12 protein-coding genes are annotated in these 23084 nt (G+C 65.4%); 5 read left to right on the top strand and 7 right to left on the bottom strand.

What is annotated here, in order from left to right:
- Positions 1-30 precede the first annotated feature (30 nt).
- The gene (locus ACW18C_RS02535) at positions 31-2781 is read left to right on the top strand and encodes a M16 family metallopeptidase (protein ID WP_492072645.1); all 2751 of its coding nucleotides are present in this window, start codon (positions 31-33) and stop codon (positions 2779-2781) included.
- An 89-nt stretch (positions 2782-2870) separates the two neighbouring features.
- Here the strand turns inward: ACW18C_RS02535 and ACW18C_RS02530 are convergent, their stop codons facing one another.
- The 4 genes from ACW18C_RS02530 to ACW18C_RS02515 form a co-directional block, all read right to left on the bottom strand.
- Complete coding sequence (locus ACW18C_RS02530) at positions 2871-3887, bottom strand: AAA family ATPase (protein WP_035306791.1); 1017 nt, start codon at positions 3885-3887, stop codon at positions 2871-2873.
- Between the two features lie 86 nt (positions 3888-3973).
- Complete coding sequence (locus tag ACW18C_RS02525; protein ID WP_008262845.1) at positions 3974-4648, bottom strand: response regulator transcription factor; 675 nt, start codon at positions 4646-4648, stop codon at positions 3974-3976.
- 126 nt (positions 4649-4774) lie between these two features.
- Positions 4775-7723 carry a TonB-dependent receptor domain-containing protein gene (locus ACW18C_RS02520; protein ID WP_492072642.1) on the bottom strand — a complete coding sequence of 983 codons (2949 nt, stop codon included), beginning with the start codon at positions 7721-7723 and terminating at the stop codon, positions 4775-4777.
- Positions 7724-8165: 442 nt separating this feature from the next.
- Positions 8166-9620, bottom strand: a complete 1455-nt coding sequence (locus ACW18C_RS02515) for a tryptophan halogenase family protein (protein WP_492073959.1) — start codon at positions 9618-9620, stop codon at positions 8166-8168.
- 360 nt (positions 9621-9980) lie between these two features.
- Here ACW18C_RS02515 and ACW18C_RS02510 point away from each other — a divergent pair, with 360 nt between their 5' ends.
- Entirely contained in the window at positions 9981-11708 is a 1728-nt protein-coding gene (locus tag ACW18C_RS02510) for a glycoside hydrolase family 9 protein (RefSeq protein WP_492072640.1), read from the top strand.
- A gap of 67 nt (positions 11709-11775) precedes the next feature.
- On the opposite strand, the gene ACW18C_RS02505 is transcribed toward ACW18C_RS02510, so the two are convergent.
- The gene (locus tag ACW18C_RS02505) at positions 11776-14841 is read right to left on the bottom strand and encodes a TonB-dependent receptor (protein WP_492072639.1); all 3066 of its coding nucleotides are present in this window, start codon (positions 14839-14841) and stop codon (positions 11776-11778) included.
- Between the two features lie 130 nt (positions 14842-14971).
- Between ACW18C_RS02505 and ACW18C_RS02500 the strand changes: the two genes are divergently transcribed.
- Positions 14972-16498, top strand: a complete 1527-nt coding sequence (locus tag ACW18C_RS02500) for a tryptophan halogenase family protein (protein WP_492072638.1) — start codon at positions 14972-14974, stop codon at positions 16496-16498.
- A gap of 1 nt (position 16499) precedes the next feature.
- Here the strand turns inward: ACW18C_RS02500 and ACW18C_RS02495 are convergent, their stop codons facing one another.
- Both ACW18C_RS02495 and ACW18C_RS02490 read right to left on the bottom strand, forming a co-directional pair.
- Positions 16500-19007 (bottom strand): glycoside hydrolase family 3 protein, encoded by a 2508-nt coding sequence (locus ACW18C_RS02495; protein WP_492072637.1) that lies wholly within the window; start codon positions 19005-19007, stop codon positions 16500-16502.
- A gap of 250 nt (positions 19008-19257) precedes the next feature.
- The gene (locus ACW18C_RS02490; protein ID WP_154725651.1) at positions 19258-20316 is read right to left on the bottom strand and encodes a LacI family DNA-binding transcriptional regulator; all 1059 of its coding nucleotides are present in this window, start codon (positions 20314-20316) and stop codon (positions 19258-19260) included.
- A 261-nt stretch (positions 20317-20577) separates the two neighbouring features.
- Between ACW18C_RS02490 and ACW18C_RS02485 the strand changes: the two genes are divergently transcribed.
- Positions 20578-21681, top strand: a complete 1104-nt coding sequence (locus ACW18C_RS02485; protein ID WP_492072636.1) for a glycoside hydrolase family 5 protein — start codon at positions 20578-20580, stop codon at positions 21679-21681.
- A gap of 253 nt (positions 21682-21934) precedes the next feature.
- The gene (gene dusA, locus ACW18C_RS02480) at positions 21935-22951 is read left to right on the top strand and encodes a tRNA dihydrouridine(20/20a) synthase DusA (protein WP_492072634.1); all 1017 of its coding nucleotides are present in this window, start codon (positions 21935-21937) and stop codon (positions 22949-22951) included.
- Positions 22952-23084: the final 133 nt, after the last annotated feature.

Genomic DNA, 23084 nt, shown 5'->3' with positions numbered 1-23084 from the left:
ACAAGCGACATCGGCTTGTGAGGACCGACCTTGACGACCTTCGGAAAACCTATCGTCGGCGCCGTTCTGGCTGTCCTTCTGACCTGCGGCGCCTCGAACCTCGCTTTGGCGCAGGCAAGGCCGGAATTGGGCCAGGTCCGCATCCCCTACGAAACCTTCACCCTGCCCAACGGCCTGACGACCCTGGTCTATACCGACCACACCGTTCCCACGATCTTCGTCGGCGTCTGGTACAAGGTCGGGTCCAAGGACGAGCCTGTCGGCAAGACGGGCTTCGCCCATCTGTTCGAACACCTGATGTTCCAGCCGACGGTCAATCGGCCGACGGAGTACTTCCCCCCGCTGGAGGCCGTCGGCGCCACCGGCATCAACGGCAGCACCACCGCCGACTACACCAACTACTTCCAGACGGTGCCTGCCAACGCCCTCGACCGGGCGCTCTGGATGGAAGCCGACCGCATGGGCCACCTGACGGACGGCATGACCCAGGCCCTGCTCGACGAACAGCGGGCCGTGGTCAAGAACGAGAAGCGCCAGAATGAACTCGGCCCCGGCCGTTCGGCGGAAGCCCAGTTCCTGAAGGGCTATTATCCGGCCGGCCATCCCTATGGCCACACGACCATCGGCTCCATGGAGGACATCGACGCCGCGACCCTGGAGGACGTCAAGGCCTGGTTCGACGCCCACTACGGCGCATCGAACGCGGTGCTCGTCCTGTCCGGCGACATCGATGTCCAGACGGCGCGTGAGAAGACGGCCTTCTATTTCGGCGGCGTCCGCCAGGGCGAGCCGATCAGCCGCCCCGACCGCTGGACGCCCTCGTTTGCGGACATCCGACGCGACATCGTCTACGAGAACCTCCCGGCCGCCGTAATCTCCCGCACCTGGCCGTTGAACAACGGATCGCCACGCGACAACACGATGCTTCAACTCGCCGCCAAGGCGATGGCGCGGGGGCGAGGCACGCCGCTCCATGACGCGCTGGTCGAGAATCTCAAGATCGCCGACGGCGTGTCGGCTGGCGTCAGCGAGAGCCAGCTGACCAGCGCCTTCAATCTCTCGGTCGCCCTGAAGCCGGGCGTGACGCCCGAGGCCGCCAATGCGGCCATCGATCGCGAACTGGCGAAGTTTTTCCAGACCGGCCCTGACAGGGACCGCCTGGAAGAGATCGTCACGGCGAGCGACATCTCGCTGTTGCAGACGATGGAAAGCAGCGCCGCGATCGGCGCCTGGCTGGCCAGCGGCGCCGTCACCCACGACGACCCGGTCTATTTCCTGAAGCAGCGGGAATGGATCGGCGACGTCGACGCCAGGGCCGTGACGCAGTTGATCCAGGCCGCCCTGTCGCGCCCCTATTATGAACTCGTCCAGCTTCCCACGCCCGTTCCGGCCGCGGCGCCGACGGGCCTGGCGGACCCGACCCGCATGCCCGATCCCGGCCCCGCGGACGCGGCGATCGCCTTCCCCAGCGTCTCGGAAGCGGTTCTCGCCAACGGCTTGAAGATCGTCGTCGCCCATCGCCCCACTCTGCCCATCGTCAGCGCCAGCCTGCAGTTCTCGACCGGCTCTCTGGCGGAGGACGCCTATGGACGAGGCACGGCGAGCCGCGCCTTCGCCATGCTGACCAGCGGCACGCGCCGCTACGACGCCGAACAGCTCAAGCGCCAGGCGACGAGGGCCGGCGTCAACATCGCCGCCGCCGCCCAGGCGCGTGAAAGCGCTGTGATGTGGACCATGCTGAGCAGCCGTCTCGACGACGGTTTCAGCTTCGCCTCGGAGATGGTGCGCCATCCCACCTATCCCCAGGCGGAGATCGACAAGGCGCTGGAGCGAGTCGGGCCGCAGTTCGACGCCTATGAACGCAATCCCCTGCAGTCGGCCGGCCCCGTCTATGGGCGGGCGATCTGGGGCGAGGACCATCCTCTGGGGCGGATCGGCACGCGCGAGGACGCCAACGCCATATCGCGCGACGCGATCCAGGCCTTCCACGATCGCGAGATCGGGCCGAACAACGCGACCCTCTATCTGGTCGGCGACATCACGATCGACCACGCCAAGGCCCTGGCCCAGGCCCACTTCGGCGACTGGCGCCGCGTCACGCCGACGCCTGTGAAAGAGCGAGGGGCGGCGACCGCGACGCCGGGCCGCATCATTCTGGTGGACGCCCCCGGCGCGGCCCAGACCAGTCTGACGGTCGGCGAGCTCACGACCGCGTTCGACGCGGACCAGGCGGCCGCCGGCGATCTTGCGGATGGAATCCTGGGCGCAGCCTTCAACAGCCGCCTGAACATGAATCTGCGAGAAGAGAAGGGCTGGACCTATGGCTTCACCGGCGGCGTCGCGGACACGCCGGTAGGACCGCGCACCTTCACGGCGTCAGGCACGGTCGAGACTGACCGCACCGCCGACGCCATGAGGGAGGTCCGCAGAGAGATCGCCGACTATGTCGCCGACCGGCCCGCGACTCTCGAAGAGCTGGAGCGGGCCCGCACCTCGCGCATGCGGGCCCTGCCCTCGGCCTTCGCCGGCAACGCCGCCTTCCTCTCGGCGATCACAGGCGCCGCCGCCTATGGCCAGCCCTATGACCGCGCGGCCACGTCCGGCGCGCGGTTGGCGGCGGTGTCGCTGGATCAGGTTCAGGCCGTGTCGCGCACGACCTACGATCCGACGCGCCTGACCTGGGTGGTGGTGGGCGATCTCTCCAGGATCGAAGCCCCCGTCCGCGCGCTGAACTTCGGCCCTGTCGAGGTCTGGGACATCTACGGCCACAAGGTCCGCTAAGCGCGCGCCGGAAACAGAAAAGGGCGCCGCGGGCCATGCAGGATCCCGCGGCGCCCTCAAGCACCCTCGCAAACGGCCCAGATTGGGGACTAGTCCGTCGCGTAGGGCCGCTTCACATGGGCCAGAACGTCTCCCAGGAGATCGTCGGCCGAAAGGGCGTTGGCCTGGGCGTGGTAGTTCAGCACCAGGCGGTGGCGCAGCACCGGCATGACCACAGCCGCCACATCATTGGTCGAGACCGCGAAACGGTCGTCCAGCAGGGCCTGGACCTTGGCGGCCAGCATCAGGCTTTGCACGCCGCGCGGCGAGGCGCCCAGCGCCACACTGCGGTTGATGCTGTCCGGCGCATAGTCGCTGCCCGGCTGGGTCCCCATGACCAGACGAATGGCGTAGGCCTTGGCCGCCTCGGTCACCGGGACCTGCCGCACGACCGCGCGCATATGCTGCAGGGTCTCGGCGTTGGTGACGGCGTTCAGCACCACGTCGTGGCCGCTCGTCGTGCGGTCGATGATGGCGTGATAATCGGCCTCTGAAGGATAGCCGACCACCAGCTTGAACAGGAAACGGTCCAGCTGGGCCTCCGGCAGCGGATAGGTGCCTTCCTGGTCCACCGGGTTCTGGGTCGCCATGACGCAGAACGGTTCGGGCATCTTGATGGTGCGGCGGCCCACCGTCACCTGTCGTTCCTGCATCACCTCCAGAAGCGCGGACTGGGTCTTGGGCGTCGCGCGGTTGATCTCGTCGGCCAGGACCAGGTTCGAGACGATCGGCCCCTGCTGGAAGGTCAGTTCATGGCCGCCGCCCTCGGCTTCGGTCAGAACGGTGGTGCCGACGATGTCGGCGGGCATCATGTCGGGCGTGAACTGGATACGCGAGAACGGCAGGTCGATGGCCCGACTGATCGAGGAGACCAGCATGGTCTTGCCCAATCCCGGCACGCCTTCGAGCAGGACGTGGCCGCCGGCCATCAGCGCCGTCAGCACGCCGTCGACGACGTCGGCCTGCCCCACGATCATCCGCCCGACCTCGGCGCGGATCTTGATGAAGGTTTCCTTGAACGCGGCCGCGCTCTGGCGGGCCAGTTCTACGTCGTCAGTCGAAACCATTGAAAATCCGCACACTTAGATTCAGTCAGACAGGGTATGACACATAAGGCTTGCACCAGTCTGGCAGGCTTTCGAATGACGCGGCGTCAGCCTTCGTCGGCCAGACAATAGCCCAGCCCCCTCACCGCACGGATACGCACCCGGTCCGTGCGCCGCGCCAGATTGGTGCGCAGCCTTGAAATCTGCGACTCGAGCGAGTTGGCGTTGACGACCTTGTCGTAGCCGTAGACCCGCGCCTCCAGCGTCTCGCGCTGGATCACCGCGCCGGGTCGGGCCATGAGCGCCTCGAGCACCAGGGCCTCCGTCCGGCGCAACGTCAGCGGAGCCTCGTCGATGAAGAAGACGCCGCTCTCGAGATCATACAGCAGCGGTCCGAACTGACGGGTCTCGCGCCGAACCTCGAGAGAGCGGCGCAGGGCGATGCGGATTCGGGCCAGAAGCTCGCGGGGCTCGAACGGCTTGGCGATATAGTCGTCGGCGCCGGACTCCAGGCCTTCGACCCGATGGTCCGGCGTCGCCATGGCCGTGAGGATGATGTAGCGCTGACGCCGGTTGCGATGGGCGGAATAGGCGATCAGCGAGACGCCGTCGCCATCCGGCAGTCCCCGATCCAGCAAGACCAGATCGAATTCATTGGCGTCCACGGCGCTGCGCGCAATGGCCAGGGACGGCGCGACATCGACGACGAACCCCTGGCGTTCCAGGTAGATGACGAGGGTCTCGGCGACATCCGCATCGTCTTCGACCAACAACAGACGCATCAGAAACACCTCGCTGGATCGAAGGCGTCGACCCCGTCGGCAATGCCGCACGCTTCTCCTTTAGCGAACCTGACGGCATGGGCGCCAGCGTCGGGGCGCGTCGCGTCGTGACGCGCCCCGACCCCTTCAGAACGAATACTGAAGTTCGAGGGAGAAGGTTCGACCCGCCGCATTGTAGCGCGCCGTATCGTATGGACGACCCTGAACCACGACGAACGGCGGAGCTTCGTCCAGAATATTCCGGCCGGCGAAGTTCAGACGAATGTCGTTGTTGATCCGCCAGGCCGCCGTCAGATCCATGATCAGCATGTCATCGACCGGGATCAGACGGTCTTCCTCCTGGTTGACGCCAGCCGCGCGGAAGATGTCGTAGTCGTTGGTGTATTCAGGCGTGTAATAGGCCCAGAGAGACGCGTTGAAGTCGTGATAATACCAGCCGAGCGACCCCACCACCTTGTAGTCGTCCGTTCCCTGCAGAAGGCCCAAGGCGGACAGCGGCTCGCGTTCGGTGAAGGCCTGACGTTCCGCCTTGATGTTGTCGAGCACATTGATCTTGGGTTCGAACGTCCCCCATTTCGTGTTCCACAGATAACTCAGTTCGTAGTTGATCGACTCATACTCCGACCCGACGATGTTGAATGTCATCTGGCGCGCCTCGATGATCTTTCCGTTGGCGTCGCGCGGATAGAATTGCGTCAGGCGAAGGATTTCATCCTGACGCAGGAAGGTCTGGAGGTCCCTCGGGTTCGCATATTCGCTGTCGATCTTGGTCGAATTATACGCAACATCGAACGTCAATCCGTCCAGCATCCCCTGCGGACGCCACGTCAGGCCATAGCTCACCTGGGTGGATTTCTGAGGCTCAAGGTCCGGGTTCGACGTAACGACCAGCGGCACCACATAGCTTCCAGGCCGCGAACAGTCCGTCGTGCACTTGTACAGCGGGTCGTTGGAGATGGTCGTCGTGTTGCGTGTCGCGACCGGATTGAACAGCTGGGTATAGGGCGGCGCCTGGAAACCTTCCGTCCAGCGCGCGCGCACGGCCAGGCCCTCGAAAGGCTCCCAACGCAGGCCGACGGCCGGCGTGGTGTTGGCGAAGGTGCTGGAATCGTAGAGCAGTTCTCCGCCCAGCGAATACGGCACGTTGTTCACCGTCCCGATCGGTCCTTCTGTCGTATAGCTGTCACGACGGGCGGCGAGGCTGAGCAGAAGCGATCGCATACCGGTGTAGTTGAAGTTCTCGCCGAAGATCGGAACCCTCAACTCGGCGAAATAGGCATGTCGATCTCGGGTGACCGGATTGACGGTGCGAATCCGCACTTCCTGACTGTCGGTGTCGTCGGCCGTCATCTCGGCGCCGACCGCATAGAACAGCTTGCCGGCCGGCAGCGTCCACAGGACGCCGTTCATACGTGCTTCCCAGTTCTGGGTGCCAGACGTGCGCGCCTCCCTCACCGGGATATAATAGAAGTCAGCGGCGCTGGACCCGCCGCCGTCGGCGGTAGACTTCCATGGATTGAAGGCGAGGGTCGGATCGCTGCTGGTCAGGGCCAGGCACTGGCGATCAAACACGCCTTGAAGATAGTCGCGGTCGGCGCCGGTGACGCGATTTTCCGCCAGATCGCGATTGTAGCACTTCACCCCGTTCGGCGAGGTCGCATCCGCTTGGAAATCCACGACTGAACCCAGGTTCGGGCTCTGACCGGAGGTCTCGGCCTCGGATCGCGAATAGAGAAGCTCGATCTTGGTGTCCGCGTTGAACTGGTAGCTCAGGCCAGCATTGATGTTCCACTGGGTCGCGGTGTTCGAAATCCGCCCGGACGGCAGTTGTCCAGCCTCGACCTCCGCCTGAGGATTGTAGGCGACGATCGGCCCCGGGGTGAACCTGTCGAACGGATAGGCGGGGAATGGATTATAGGCCTGCCCCGGCGCCAGCTGAACTCTCAGCCCCTCCGAATAGCGAATGTCCTGTTCGCTCTCGGAACGCGTGTAGAGCGCATCCCCGAAGAACGTCAGCTTGTCCGTGATCTTCTGCTCGAAGTTCAGCGTAGCGCTGGTGCTTTCCGACTCCGGTCCGGCGAACTCGGGCACGAAATCAGGCAAGGCTTCCGCGCCGACAGTGATGAGGTCGGTCAGACTCGGGCGGCCGACGAAGCCGGGTCGCACGGTGAGGCCCTGAGCGACATAGCGGGCGTCGTAGGTGGGGGGTTCGAACGCATAGTAACCGCGGTCAATAACGCCGGGCTGCAGTCCCCGACTGAAGGACCGCGTATCGAAGGCGGTATCTCCGCCATAATAGCTGGAGTAGTTTTCGGTGACGAATCCGCTCTTGTGGTTGTTGACCGGTTTGCGGCGACTGAAGTCCAGCGTTCCCGAGATGTTTCCCGAGCCCCAGGAATAGCCGGAGAACAGACTGATGCGGCTGTTGTCGGCGTCATTGCTCGACACCTCGTGCTGGACCGTCAGCGTCGATCCGACGAAGTCCTTGCGCAGGATGAAGTTGATGACGCCGCCGATGGCGTCAGCGCCGTAGACAGCCGAGGCCCCGCCGAACGAGATTTCCACGCGCTCGACGGCGCTGAGCGGAATCCCGTTCAGATTGGCGAACCCGTCCTCGATGCCGGCGGCGCCCGCGACCCGTCGACCATTGACCAGGATCAGGGTGTTGCCCGCACCCATGCCGCCAAGGTTCGCCGCCGACACGCCGAGCGAGCCGATCTGGGAGACACTGACCTTGTCGCGATTGGACAGCGGACCCCGCGCCCGCTCATTGGTGATCGCGCCGATGGTGGCGACGTTCTGCGGCAGGGTCCGGATCAACTGCTCGACGCTGGTCACGCCGCGCGCCTGAATCTCCTCCTTGGAGATGACGATGACGCGCGAGGTCGGATCCCCGCTCCCCAGTCGGCTGCCCGTAACCTCGACCGAGTCCACGACGGCGGCCTCGCCGGCGGTGTCGATGGCCGCCTGCTCGGCGCGCGCGCGTTCCTCATCCGTCTTTTGCGGCGCCGCCGATTGCGCCCAGGCGCCGCCGGCCGATGCACAGAGCATCAAAGCCAACATCGAAGTGCTCATCGTCCTTGTCATAAGTCTCTCCCCCTGCCGGCTATGCCGGCGCAATTTCCACCTCCGTTGCACGGTGAAAGGAATGACGCGGTGTTCAGTGACCGGCAGAAATTCCGCAGCACGTTGCAACACCGTCATGGTTACGTCGCCAAGCTTGCACCAAACTGGCAGCACCAACGGCGTTCTGCTGAATTCGCCGATTTCAACACCCGCAAGCAATAATATTGCCCAGAGTGACGACAGAGACACAGCCCGTGCATGATCGAGCACAGGATCGACCCATACCGGCAATCCCTTCCTTCCGACAGGGCAATGGGAACACCACGGGCGGGCGGATTTCCTACGCCCGTTCCGACGGAGGCGCTGTGTCCGTTGGAGGCCGGACGGGTCTTCAGCGGAGACGACCGCCTCTCAAGTCATCCGGGACGCCCCCCGCGGACGGGAGACCGATCTAGAGGGGCAGGTGCGCGCAATATCGGGCAATATAGTCGTCCTGAGAGGGAAGCCTGGACGACGCTTCGCGCACCATCCTGCGCAGCCGCTCCAGGCTCGACATCAGTTGGGTCGCGCTCACTGCGTCGACGAGCGGGTGATGGCGTCGAGGCAGGATGTCCTGCCCCAGATAGACCGCGACCCAGCTCGGATGCAGGAACAGACCTTCTCGATAATCTTGAACGATCCCGCGCGCGCGGAATAGCTCGATCTTCTCCGAGAGCGTATCCGGCAGCGGCATGGTGCGGACATAATCCCAGAAGGGCGTGTCGTTCCGGGCGGTCGCGCAATAGTGCAGGATTATGAAATCGCGGATCCGGATGTATTCGAGATCCATCTGGCGATTGAACTCCGCCTCCGTCGCCGGGTCGATCACGGCGGTTGGCCAGAGTTCGATCAGCTTGGTGATGGCGATCTGGATCAGATAGATGCTGGTCGATTCCAGCGGTTCGATAAAACCCGAGGATAGTCCCACGGAGACGCAGTTGGCCGCCCAGTTCCGCGTCCTCTGACCCGCCGTGAACTTCAGGACGTTCGGCGCCTTGAGCGGCTTGCCCTCAAGGCGTCCGACCAGTCGATCCAGCGCCGCAGCATCGTCGATGAAGGCGCTCGAATAGACATAGCCGTTGCCGACCCGGTGCTGCAGCGGAATGCGGAACTGCCAGCCCGCTTCCAGCGCCGTGGCGCGGGTATAGGGGACGGTCGGCTGATCACTCTCGCACGGCAGGGCCACCGCCCGATCGCACGGCAGCCAGTGCGACCAGTCAGTAAAACCGGCCTTCAATGTCTGTTCGATCAGCAGCGCCCGGAATCCGGAACAGTCGACGAACAGGTCGCCCTCGATCTGACGTCCATCATCCAGCGTCACCTTGGTGATCGCCCCGCTCTCGCCGTCCTGCGCCACATTCTGGATGCGCCCCTCGATCCGGCGCACGCCCTCCGTCTCGGCCATGCCCCGCAGGAAACGGGCGTACAGGGTGGCGTCGAACTGATAGGCGTAGCGGTACGTCGACAACAGCGAGCGGGGATCATCGGACGGCGGGGCGAACCGACCCTCCCGCGCCGCCACGACCGGCAGCGAATAGTCGTCGATCGGCCCGACGTCCCCCAGCTCGCGTCCCCGCAGCCAGTAGTGATGAAAAGGCGCCTCCCCGCCCGGCGCGCCATAGTCGCCGAAGGGGTGGATGTAGCTGCCCCCTATCTGGCCCCAATTCTCGAACTGGATGCCCAGTTTGAACGTCGCCCTCGTGGCCTTCATGAACGCCGCTTCGTCGATGCCTAGGCGTTCGTTAAAGGCGCGGATGTGCGGCAAGGTGGACTCCCCGACGCCGACCGTCCCGATCGCCTCGGACTCCACCAGGGTGATCTGGACGCCCGAAGGCGCCACTAGCCGCGCGAGCGCCGCCGCCGTCATCCAACCGGCTGTTCCGCCGCCAACGATCACGACCCGTCGTACGGCTGTTGCGGATGGGATTGCAGTCGTCATCGCCCGCTCGTTTCAGGCGCAAACGCGCCGCATCTTGAGGTCCGGCACGATGGCCCGACCGGAAGGCCGCGACAACACCCCCGTTGTGACAGCGCTGTCAAGTGATAGACTCGCCGCTCTAATGCGGAGCGGATCGAGCCGCTCGCCTCGGAGGAAACCATGACATCCAAAACGCGTCTGTTAGCGGCGGCCGCCGCGCTTGCCTGCTTGCCCCCCGCGACTGCGACGGCTCAAAACCTCAACGTCATTCGATTGAATCAGGCGGGCTTCGAAACCCACGGCCCCAAGATGGCGACCGTGCCGAATCCTTCGCGCCAGCCGCTTGACTGGCGTGTGCTGGACGAAGCCGGCCGACAGGTCGCCGAAGGCCGGACCAGTGTCTTCGGAGAGGACGCCGCATCCGGCGAGCACGTCCACACCGTCCTCTTTTCCGACATCCGCACGCCCGGATCCGCCTACCGACTTGTCGTAGGCGATCACGAAAGCCGGCCGTTCGCGATCTCCGATCATCCGTACCGGTCGCTGCAATACGACGCCCTCTCCTATTTCTATCAGAACCGCGCCGGCGTCCCGATCGACGTCAAGCATGTCGCCCGCCCCGATCTCGCTCGGCCGGCCGGACATGAGACGGAGACCGCCACCTGCTTTTCCGGAACAGACCAGTTGGGCACGGCGTGGCCCGGGTGCGACTACAGCCTCGACGTCAAAGGCGGTTGGTACGACGCCGGGGATCACGGAAAATATGTGGTGAACGGCGGCATAGCCGTGTGGATGCTGCTGAACGCCTATGAGAGAGCGCAGGTCAAGGGCGGCCAGGGCGCGGTCGCCTTCGCGGACGGAAGGGCGAATATTCCGGAAGCAGGCAACGGCGTCGACGATCTGCTCGACGAGGCGCGTTACGAGATCGAGTTCCTGCTGAGGATGCAGATACCGGAAGGAACCAGGGCGATGGTCCCTGTCGGCCCGCAACGGCGCGATCATCCGCTTCAGCTGACCGAGATCGACGCCGGGGGCATGGCCCACCACAAGGTCCACGACGCGTCCTGGACGGCGCTGCCGACCGCGCCTGCCGACGACCGGGAACGCCGCCTCCTCTATCCGCCCAGCACGGCCGCCACCCTCAATCTCGCGGCGGTCAGCGCACAGTGCGCCCGGATCTGGCGCTCGATCGATCTTGGATTCGCTCGACGCTGCGCGACCGCATCGCAGCGCGCCTATCGGGCCGCGCTGCGCAACAGGTCGGTCTTCGCGCAGGATCGCTTCCCGGGCGGCGGCGGCTATGGCGACGAGGATGTATCGGACGAGTTCTACTGGGCCACGGCGGAACTTTACGCCTCGACCGGCGCCGCCGCCTATCTCACCGCCCTGAAGACCTCGCCCTATTACCTGGGCGCTCCCCGGTCTGGCTCGACCGCCACGGGCGATCCCAGCTGGTCTTCCGTCGCCAGCCTGGGATCCATGACCCTGGCCCTGGTCCCCTCCCCCCTGCCCGAGGAGGACCGCGTCAGGGTTCGAGCCAATCTGGCGGCGAGCGCGCGGGCCTATGTCGAGGAAGGCTGGCAGTCAGGCTATGGCGTGCCTTTCGGCGGGGCCGATTATCCCTGGGGTTCCAACGGCGCCATCCTGAGCCGCACCGTCGTCCTGGGCCTCGCCTTCGACTTCACCGGCGACTGGAACTACCGCAACGGCGTCATCCAGGCGCTCGATTATGTCCTGGGGCGCAACCCCCTCGATCAATCCTATGTCAGCGGGTACGGAGCCCGGCCGCTGCAGAACCCGCATCACAGGTTCTGGGCGCATGCGGCCGATCCCGCCTATCCGGCGCCGCCTGCGGGCGCCCTGTCAGGCGGCCCTAACAACCAGTCCATGACGGACGAGGTCGCCAAGACCCTCATCGGACGTTGCCGGGCCCAGACCTGCTGGGTCGACGACATCCGCGCCTACGCCCTGAACGAAGTCGCAATCAACTGGAACGCGCCTCTGGTCTGGACCGCCGCCTTCCTCGACGACCACTGAGCAAAAAAAGGCGCGCCGTCCGGAGACGGCGCGCCAGGTTCGCTCAGGAAGCGATCGGGGAGAGGCTTTAGAAAGTCCCGCGGACGACGAAGGAGAAGCGACGGTCATTGCGGAACCACGACCGCGGCGCCTCCTGCAGGCTGTTGTCCAGCACCTGAAGGGTCTTGGTCGTTTCGTTCGTCAGGTTCACCGCCTGGACGCCGACCTTGATCCGATCGTTGATCGAATAGAACAGCGAGCCGTCCAGCTGGCCGGTCGCATCGGACATGATCGGCGAGAAGGGAACGATCTCGTCGCGCGTCGTCAGCAGGAACTCCGAGCGCCAGCTGTAGGCCAGGCGCGCCGAGATCTTGGCGTTCTCGTAGATGGCCGTGAAGTTGGCGTTGTGCTGCGACAAGCCTTCCAGAGAGAGTTGGCTGGTGTCGATCGCCGTCTCGCTGCCGCCGGGATTGGCTTTACCCGCGTCAAGGTTCTCCTGCGGGACCCCCGAGCTGTCGATATAGGTGTAGTTGGCCTGTATGCCGAAGCCCGACAGCCAGCCAGGCAGGAAGTCGTAGAACTGCTGGTAGGCCAGTTCCAGACCCTGGACGGTCCCTTCGTCCGAGCTGTTCATCGGCCCCCGGACATAGACGTCGAACGTCTGACCGTTGTTGGTCACCGAGCGCTCGTAGAAGCCGTTGGTGATCACGTCTTCCAGGGTCTTGTGGAACAGCGACAGGGTCAGGGATCCGGTCGGCGCGAAATACCATTCGCCCGACAGGTCGAACTGTCGCGACTTGATCGGGTCAAGGAAGGTATTGCCCGCCTGCGCTTCAAAGCCGAGGAAATCATTGTCCACGACGCGCGGCAGGATCGGCACCTGATCGCGGGTCAAGCCCAGGTCGGACCGGCGGATCGCTTCCGAATAGCCGAAGCGCATCAGGAACTCCGGCGTCAGGCCGAACTTGACGTTCAGGCTGGGAAGCCAGTTGCCGTAGCTGTGTTCCGCCGTCTCGGGGATCGAGGCGCCGGTGGCGAAGGCCAGGGCCGCGGCCTGCAGTTCCGGCGTCAGCTTGCAGAAGGCCGGCAGTTCGCCGCCGCCGACCGGCGCAGCGCAGGTCCCGCTGAAGACCTGGTTCGCCGTGGGGAAACTCAGCGCGCCTTCCGCCGAAATCTTGGTCTCCACATAGCGGACACCCAGGTTGCCGGTGATCGCGACGCTCTGTCCCCACACCGGCTCGGCGCCGTTGTTGAACTTGACCATCAGATAGGCGGCGGCGGTTTGCTCGTTGGTCGAGTTAATCTCGCCGGGCGTGAACGGCGTGCCGGGCACGACATTGGATCGGGCCGCCAGAGGAACCCAGCCGTTGCCGCCCCAGATGGCGTTCATCGACTGGACGAACGCAGTGGTCTCGGCATAGGAGCGGGCCGGGTTGCCCGCATAGCCGAAGGCGGTCACGGGAACGCCCATGCCGGCGAAGCTGTAGGGCGAAGCATGGTCGAGGCCGCCGGTGAAGCGCGGCGTCGCGACACCGCCCTGATCGAGCCAGACCGGACCGGTCGCGCCGTTCCAGATCTCCGACGTCACCCCCCAGTTATAGGCGGAGTTGCGGGTGGTCTGGTCGCGTTCGGCGAACCGGCCGCCGACCTTGACCGATTCAAGCCAGCCCGCGTCCAGATCATATTCGGCATCGGCCTTGAAGGCGTATTCGTCCCCTTCGCTTTGCTCGATGTGATCCATGGCGTTGCGCCAGAAATAGTTGGCCGGATCCGCCAGGTAAGGATCGATCGGGCTGCCGTCGGGCGCCAGCAGGCTGAGCGACGGAAGGTCGCCCGTCAGATCGAGAACATCGACGGCGAAGAAGGAGTTCGTCAGCTGGAAATCGACCGCGTCCACGGTCGAGTCGACATACTGGGCGTCGAAGTTGAAGCGCAGGCGGTCCGTCGGCGTCCACTTGAAGTTGAAGCCGTAGTCGCTCGTCACATAATCCTGGACCACGCCCCGTTTCACGAACAGGTGCTGAATCCCGTTCAGCGGCACGGAGGGATCGGCCGAACGCCAGTCGGCGATCGAAGTGATCGCGCCGCCGGTGAATATCCCATCCTCGTTGTAGGTCCAGTTGGTTCCGGCGAAGGGCCGGCGGTTGCCGGAATCGTCAACGACGGACTCGATGGCGCTCTCGAGCCAGGCCTGCTGTGAATCCGAGCGCAGATACTGGAGCGTGGCGATCATCTTGCGATCATTGGAGCGCCATTGGCCGGCTGCGGCGATGCCGTCGCGACGGCGGTCGAACTCCTGGGTGCGGAACGCCAGGCCCGACGGCGTCCAGCGGTCCTCGCCGTCCACGGTCGACAGGCGATAGTTGAGGGATTGCAGGCCCTCGGCGCGGGAATCGAGTTCCGAATGAACCCCGCTCAGCAGCAGGCCGAACTCGCCCATCGGCGTTTCCCAGCGATCGCTGGCGAGCAGCGAAACGGTCGGCGCCAGATTGTTGCGCATGTCGCCCCAGCTGACCTCGGTGGTGAAGGCCACCATGCTGCCGGGCGCGTCAAAGGGCTTTCTTGTGTTGAGATTGACGGTGCCGCCGATGCCGCCCTCAATCATCTCGGCGGACGTGTTCTTGAAGACCTCGACACTGCCCAGAAGCTCGGAGGGCACGTCGGCGAACGAAAGGTCCCGGCCGTTGTTGGCCGAGAAGGTGTCGCGTCCGTTCAGTTCCGATCGCACGAAGTTGAGGCCGCGGATCACCACGCCCGATCCTTCGACCGAGAAGTGGTCCGGGTCGTTCGCCCCCGCGAAACGGTTGATCGAAACCCCGGGCACCCGTTGCAGGGCTTCGGTCACCGAGCGGTCTGGAAGGGCGCCGATGTCATCGGCCGTCACGGCGTCGACGAAGACGTCCGAGCTTTCCTTGATGCGCTGCGCGCTGCGCAAGCTGGCGCGTATCCCCGTGACAACGACCTCTTCGACTTCCTGGGCCGTTCCGTCGGACACTGTGACGTCCTGGCCCGCGCTGGCGTCAGCGGCGGGAGCGGCGGTCTGGGCCACGGCCGGCCCGGCCAGCAGCAGCGCGCCGAAAGCGAGCGCCGAGGCGCCATGCATCAGCCGACGAGAATGCAGGACGACAGGCGTCGCCGTGGTGGTCTGGATCATTGAACTCCCCCTAAGAGACATGTTTTTTTGGACGCGATGACAGCGCTGTCAACGAAAGCGACTAGCATGAGCCCTCTGTATCGTCAATGTAATCAACACGTCCTGACCTGCCCAAAACCGAAAGACGCCCATGACACTGCTCGCCTCCGCGCCGCTCCACCCGGACGCAATACGTGAGGTTCTGATCGTCGGCGGCGGCACGGCGGGATGGATGACCGCAGCCGCAATGACGCGTCTGCCGGCCGGGATACGTGTTCGTCTGGTCGAGTCCGAGGAGATCGGACCGGTCGGCGTCGGGGAAGCCACCATTCCCCCCCTTGTCACCTTCAACGCCATGCTCGGCATCGACGAAGCGAGCTTCATCAAGGCGACCCAGGGCACGTTCAAGCTCGGCATCGAATTCGTCGATTGGGGCCGAAAGGGCGATCGGTACATGCATCCGTTCGGCGAGGTCGGGATGGATATGGAGGGGGTGAAGTTCCACCAACACTGGCTGCGACAGGCGCAGGGCGGCGACCCGACCCCCATTGAGGACTATTGCCTTTCGGCCGTCGCCGCACGCCTGGGACGCTTCACGCCCGCCAGCAGCGATCCCCGGACGGTGCTGGCCAGCCTGCGGCACGCCTATCATTTCGACGCGGCCCTTTACGCCGGGTTCCTGCGTCGCTTCTCCGAAGCGCGCGGCGTGGAGCGTATCGAAGGCAAGGTCGTCGGCGTCAGTCTTCGGGATTCCGACGGCTTCATCGAGTCGGTCCGCCTTGCGGACGGCCGGCGACTGGAGGCGGACCTGTTCATCGACTGCAGCGGCTTCCGGGGCCTCCTGATCGAGGAGGCGCTCGCCGCCGGATACGAGGACTGGAGCCATTGGCTGCCCTGTGATCGCGCCCTGGCCGTTCCTTCGGCGAATACGGGCCCGCTTACCCCCTTCACCCGCGCCACTGCGGATCGCGCCGGCTGGCGCTGGCGCATCCCGCTCCAGCAGCGCACCGGCAACGGTCATGTCTACGCCAGCGCGTTTACGACCGACGAGGACGCCCGGGCGTCGCTGCTCGCCGGGCTGGAGGGCGAGCCGCTCGCAGAGCCGCGCCCCCTGCGTTTCACGACAGGACGCCGCCGTCGCCAGTGGGTCAGGAACTGCGTCTCCCTGGGCCTGTCATCGGGCTTTCTCGAGCCGCTGGAATCCACCAGCATCCATCTGATCCAGAGCGGGATATCCAGGCTGATGGCCCTGTTCCCGACCCGGCGGTTCGATCCCGTCCTGATCGACCAATTCAACCGCCTGTCCCAGACCCAGTTCGAGCAGGTGCGGGACTTCATCATCCTGCATTACAAGGCGACCCAGCGAGACGACACGGACTTCTGGCGGCATGTCGCAGCCATGGACGCGCCCGAGTCCCTCGAGCGCCGCATCGCGCTTTTCAGGGCCGGCGGACGCTTCATGCGCGACGGCGACGAACTCTTCAGCGAGGCGAGCTGGGTCGCGGTCTTCACCGGCCAGCATATCCTGCCGCAAGATCACGACCCGCTCGCCGACGGCGTTCCCTACGCCGCCATGGCCCGCAAGCTCGCAGGCCTGCGCGGCATTATCCGAAAGACGGCCGAGGCGATGCCGACCCACGAGGCCTTCATCGCACGCTGTTGTCAGCCCTCCGCCTGATCTAGCCGGCCGGGCAGATCGCGTCGCCTTCATTGGCCGCCAGACGGATTTCGGACACCGACAGGGTCAGGGCGCCGGCGGTCTCGATCTGGAACGGGGTATCGACGGCGGTCAGATCCGCGCCGGCGTCACGGAAGCAACTCAGGCGAACCTTGAGGCTGCGCCATTCGCCCAGGGGCGCAGCGCCGAGGATTGCGGACATGTCCACGCGCCCCTGGCCGACAGACAGCGCGACCGAAGAAGCAGGTGCGGCGTCCACCCGGTAGCGAAAGGACAGGGCCATCTCGCCGTTGGCCTGACGGCTGACATCGATCGGCGTGCCCCAAATCTTGGCGCTGCCCGCGCCGGCGCCGGAAAAGGCGAACTGCTGGCCGCTCTCCTGCGCCAGGTCATCGACGGGGCGGACCGAAACGGCGTCTCGCGGGCTGGTCGCCGCCTGTACAGAACCAGGCTTGTTCTGGCCGCCGGCGTCCGCAAGCATCAAGGCCCAGGGCGCGACATAGCGGCCGTCGACGAAATAGCGGTCGACACTGCCGATCTCGCCCACGACGCCGCTCTCTTCCGACAGGACGCCGACCCGACCGCCCTGCGCATAGGTCAGGCCGTAGCCATAGGCGAACTGGGGATCATAGCCGGGCTGGCCGACGTTCAGGGGTTCGCCCCTCGCGTCCTTGGGCCAGCTGAACGACAGCTTGCCGTTGAAGTCGGTGCGCGGCTTGCCCGCGGCATCTCCGATCAGGACGTCGGCTACGCCCCCGCCTTCCGTCCCCGGCAGCCAGGCGGCGACAAAGGCGTCCGAGGCGTTGATCTCGGGATTGGTCCACATGGGACGCCCGGACAGGAAGACCGAGACGGTGGGAATCCCCGCTGCGTTCAGGCGCTTCAGCGTCTCCAGCGGTTCGGTCGGCAGGAAGTCCAGCGTGTCGACGTCGCCCTGGAACTCGGCATAGGGGGTCTCGCCGAAGACGACGATCGCCACGTCTGGCTTTTGGGTGAAGCCGCCGTCAGGGCTGAGCGTCGCCTGACCGCCGCCGGCGGCGACCGCCTCCTGGATACCGCCCCAGATCGACTGACCGTTGGGGAAGTCGGCGTTGGTGTTCCCGGTCCCCTGCCAGGTCAGGGTCCAGCCGCCCGAAGCCTGGCCGATGTCGTCGGCATGGCCGGCGACCAGGACCCGCGCACCCGAGCGGATCGGCAGGACGGCGCCTTCGTTCTTCAGCAGCACCAGCGACTTGCGCACCGCCTCGCGGGCGACGGCGCGGTGGGCCGGGGAGCCGAGCTCGTTCAAACGGCCTTCCACAGGGCGTTCGTCGCTGAACAGGCCGGTCTTGACCTTGACCCGAAGAATGCGCCGCACGGCCTCGTCCAGACGCGCCGTCGGAATCTCGCCGGACCGCACCTGAGCCAGGGTGTTCTGATACAGAGGCTTCCAGCTATCCGGCGCCATAAGCATGTCGATGCCGGCGTTGACGGCCAGAGCGCAGCTCTCGTTCGAACAGCCGGGCAGTTGCCCATGAGCGTTCCAGTCGGACACGACGAAGCCGTCAAAGCCCAGCGGCCCGCGCAGGACGTCGGTCAGGATCGTCTCGTTGCCGGAGTGTTTGACGCCGTTCCAGCTGGAGAAGCTGGCCATGATCGACAGGACGCCGGCGTCGATGGCCTGGGGATAGCCGCCGAGATGGACGTCGATCATCTCCCGCTCATGCCCCTGGAAATCGCCCTGGTCCTTGCCCTCGAAGGTGCCGCCGTCGGCCAGGAAATGCTTGGCCGATCCGGCGATATGGCCCGCAGCCAGGGGCCGGTCTGCGGAAAGATCGCCCTGCAGACCCAGCGTCATCGGCGCCGCATAGGCGCGCTGAATTTCCGGATTTTCCGCGTAGCCCTCATAGGCCCGCCCCCAGCGATCATCGCGCGGCACGGCCAGGGTCGGCCCGAAGGTCCAGTCCGCGCCGGTCACGGCGACTTCCAGCGCCGTGGCCTGGCCGATCCGGCGGATCAGGTCCGGATCCCGCGCCGCGCCCAGGCCGATATTGTGCGGAAAGATGGTGGCGCCGACGACATTGTTATGCCCATGAACGGCGTCGATGCCGTAAATCAAGGGTACGACCGTGCCCTTGCGTTGGGCGTTGGCCGCCCGGAACGCCTGCGCCAGGTCGACCCATTTCCCGGCCGAGGCGCGCTCGTCGCCCCCCGGGGAAGAGTTCCCTCCCGCCAGGATCGACCCCAGCGGATAGATCAGCAGGTCCTCCGGCTTGATCGAAGCAATGTCGGCCTGAATCATCTGCCCGACCTTCTCCTCGACCGTCATCCGCCCCAGCAGATCGGCGACAAAGGCCTCAGTCGCCGCGTCGGTCATGGCGGCGGGCGACGCCGCGTGCGGCCAGAGCGCGGGATCGGCGTGCGCCTCAAGGGCGACTGCATTCTTTTCCTGAGCCAAGGCCGCCAGTGGGCTGCAGGCGAGCATAGGAACCGCAAGGACAAGCGTGATCAGGGAGGCGGCGTTGCGCATGGTGAGGCCCACAGAGGAAGAGAGCGCCCGCCGCGAGCCCAACAGGATTGCCGCGCAACAGGCTTCAAGGTTTTCGGTCGAGACATCGATCGGCGCGGATCATACGCACCACCGCTTGAGGGAGGTCGGCTGAATCCAGAGGTCTCCCCGGCGCTCTCGTCCGTCTCGAAGAAAGGGTCCATGGATTTGACAGCGCTGTCAAGACAGGGATGGATATGTGGCGCTCCGCTCGCGCCGGAATCTTCCCGGCCTAGACCGCGCCCGTCGATCTCCGCACGATAAGTTCGTAGGGAACGATCAGGCATCCCTCCAGGGACTGCTTCAGCGTCTCGTCCTGGACACCCGAGATCACCGGCATCAAATGCCGCGCCGCGATTGCGGCCATCTCGGAAACGGGCTGGCGGATGGTGGTCAGCGCCGTCGTACCGAACATGGCGGCCGGCGTATCGTCGAACCCGGCCACGGAGATATCCTCAGGCGCCCGAACGCCACGCGCCGCAGCGCCTTGCAGCACGCCGAGCGCGGTGTCGTCGTTGCTGGCGAAGATCGCTGTCAGCCCGAGGCCGGCGCCCAGGAAGGCGTTGATCGCCGAGACGCCGGACTGGAAGGTGAAATCGCCGTACGCGACTGCGCCGTCCGCGACGGACAGGCCGTTGTCCGCCATCGCGGACAGAAAGCCGTCGAGGCGACGCCGGCTGGCGACATAGGCGACGGGGCCGGTGACGAAACCGATCCGACGGTGGCCCAAGGCGATAAGGTGCGCCGTCATGTCGTAGGCCGCCTGCCGTTCATCCATGGCGATGCAGACCCCCCGCTGGAGGTCACGCTCGGGTCCGATGCGCGCATAGGCGACGCCGGCTTCGTCGAGCACATCCAGCACAACGGGGTGATCCGAGTTCGGCGGCGTCAGGATGACCCCTTGAGGTCGGATCGAGGTCAGCAGGGCCGAAAGATCCCTGCCGAGGCTTTCGGACGCATAATCCACCAGTTCGATCATCAGGTGGTGGTCTGTGCGTCGCACCTCCATAAGGGCGCCCATTTCGAGCCGGCTGAGGTAATCATTGCCCCGGCCGCTCCGCCAATGCTCGATCGTCAGCTCGGCGTCCACCAGCGCCGCGATGATCGATGAGGAGGCGCCCGCGAGGCTGCGGGCCGACAGACTGCGCCGATAACCCAGGCTCTCGACCGCAGCCATCACACGATCGCGCAGACCGGGGGTGACGTTGGCCTCGCCGTTCAGGACCCGAGACACGGACTTGATCGAGGCGCCCGCTGCGGCCGCCACGTCATAGATGGTGGCTCTCGCCATGCCGCTCCCCATCGCGCGAGCCTCCCTGACCAGACAGATCACTGCGCTCGGGCGTCACCGCATCCCTAATCCCGAGACGGCCCCTTTCGCAACCGCTCTCGGGCGTCCGCCGCAATCGCATCGCCGGATCGCTCCCGTGGCCGACGATTTAGGGGGGGCGGAGTCCAAATTGTTGACGACAGCGCTGTCAAAGCTGTTTGATACGTATCGACGATCTTTCGCGAATGGATACCGATGTCCCGCCCAAGTCCTGCTTCACAGGTGATCTGTTTCATCGCGGCCGTGATGGCGTGCTGCCTCGTCATTCTTGCGATCAGTGGTCCGGCGCTCGCGTCCGCATCGTCGCAGGCGCCTACCGCTCGCCGAGCGGCGGATGAGATGGGCAAGGGATTCAATCTGGGCCAGATGTTCGACGCCGGCCAACACCCGCCGACGCTGGAGGCCGCCCGGGGCAAGATCGACGCCTACTATGACCGCGGCTTCCGCGTCGTCCGGATCCCCGTGACCTGGACGGAAGTCGTCGACGGCGGGACCCTGGCGGCCCCGGACACCGGCGCCATTGATCGGGACGCCGAACGACTTGCGGCGCTGACAGCGGTCATCGACTACGCGCTCGCCAAACCCGGCCTCTACGTCGTGATCAACGCTCACCACGAAACCCGGCTGAAGGACGGCATGCGCGCCGACGTCCTCGAGCGACTCTGGTCGGATATCGCCAGCCTGTACCGCGACCGGGACCACAGGCTGGTCTTCGAAATCCTCAACGAGCCCCATTTCAGCAATCACGACGCGATGCCTGCGGACCGTCTGAGGGAAATGACCGGGCGCGCCTACAGGCGAATCCGGGCGAACGACCCCGAACGTGTGATCCTCATCGGTGGAAATCAGTGGTTCGGCGCCGACGAAATGGCCAAGACCTGGCCCGATCTCGAGGAGGTCGGCGGAGGGCGAGACCCCTACCTGATGGCGACCTTCCATCACTATAATCCCTGGACCTTCAACGGCGACAATCAGGGCGACTACGCCGATCCCTGGACCGAAGCCGACATTCATGGACCGATGCAGGTCATGGCCGAATGGGCAGGTTCGACCGGACAAGGCATGCCCGTGTTCATCGGCGAATGGGGCGTCGGCTGGCACAGCCGATTGGCCGCCATGGACTGCAACAACATCCGGCTGTGGTACGCCCGGTTCAACGCGCACCACGCGGCCCCGCTCGGCATGCCTACCGCGGTGTGGGACGATGGAGGCTGGTTCCAGCTCTACGACCACGAGAAGGAGGCCTTCAGCAGCAATCTCATCGACTGCATCGACGGCCAGTGTCGCTGGACGGGATCCGACCGTTTCAACGCGGATTGCGCATGATCCCTAGGCGCCTAGAGCGTCCAGCGGCGCGACCGTTGAGCGGCGCGGCGCCTTCCCAACGGATTCATCGTCGATGTGAAGGGCGATGAACTCACCTTTGCACCGACGTGAACGCGCCGCCGAAGTTTGCGGATCGAAGCCATCTTTTGGGTGCAAAAAGAGTGCAGTGAGAGGTCGTTAAGAGGCCAAACCGTCGAAAAACGCGTAGAAACGTCGGCGACCAACGTCTACAGACCACCTGAAACCACACAAAATGTCGATAAATCAATCACGTCGGCTGTCCGTGGCCCCGATGATGGACTGGACCGACCGTCATTGCCGGGCCTTCCATCGCGTCCTGACGGCGCGCGCCCTGCTCTATACGGAGATGGTCACTGCGCCGGCCGTCCTGCATGGCGATCGGGATTATCTGCTGGGCTTCGATGCGGTCGAGCATCCGGTCGCCCTGCAACTGGGCGGTTCAAACCCGACGGAACTGGCCGAGGCGGCCAAGGTGGGCGAGGCCTATGGGTATGACGAGATCAATCTGAACGTCGGCTGTCCGTCGGATCGGGTCCAGTCCGGCAAGTTCGGCGCCTGCCTGATGCGCGAGCCGGAGCTGGTGGCCGACTGTATGGCGGCGATCCGATCGGCGGTGTCGATCCCGGCCACGGTCAAATGCCGGATCGGCGTCGATGATCAGGAGCCGGAGGTCAGCCTGTTCGCCACGGTGGACGCCTGCGCCGCCGTGGGGATCGAGGTCTTCATCGTCCATGCGCGCAAGGCCTGGCTGCAGGGTCTGTCGCCCAAGGAAAACCGGGACGTGCCGCCGCTGGATTATGATCTGGTGCGCCGGCTCAAGCGCGAACGGCCCCATCTGAACATCTCCATCAACGGCGGGATCGCCAATCTGGACGAGGCCGAGGCCCATCTGGCCGAGACGGACGGGGTGCGGCTGGACGGGGTCATGCTGGGCCGCGCGGCCTATCACGAGCCGGCCATCCTGGGTCAGGCCGACCGCCGACTGTACGGCGCCGACACGGCGGACGTGGACGCCTTCGCGGCCCTCGACCGCTACCGGCCCTATATCGCCGCCCGGCTTGAGGAGGGAGTGCGCCTGCCCGCCATCACCCGGCATATGCTGGGCCTGATGCACGGCCGTCCCGGCGCGCGAGCCTTCCGCCGCATCCTGACGGTCGAGTCGATCCGGGCGGACGCGGGGCTTGAGGTGCTGGACAGGGCCGCAGAGGCGGTGCGCGAGGCCGAGGCGCGTCGCGAAGAGGCCGCCTGAAGGTCGATAAAAGGCGTCGTGTTTTCCTGTAGTTGGAGACTCGGCGGCGCGCTGGGGCGACCGCATGGAGCGCCGCGCCCCTTTCTAGCCACAAGTTAACGCGAGAAACCCGGCGCCGGCGGCGTTGGGAGCC

This window comes from Brevundimonas sp. FV1ye7S, assembly GCF_058680995.1.
This window is presented reverse-complemented; position numbering and strand designations above follow the sequence as displayed.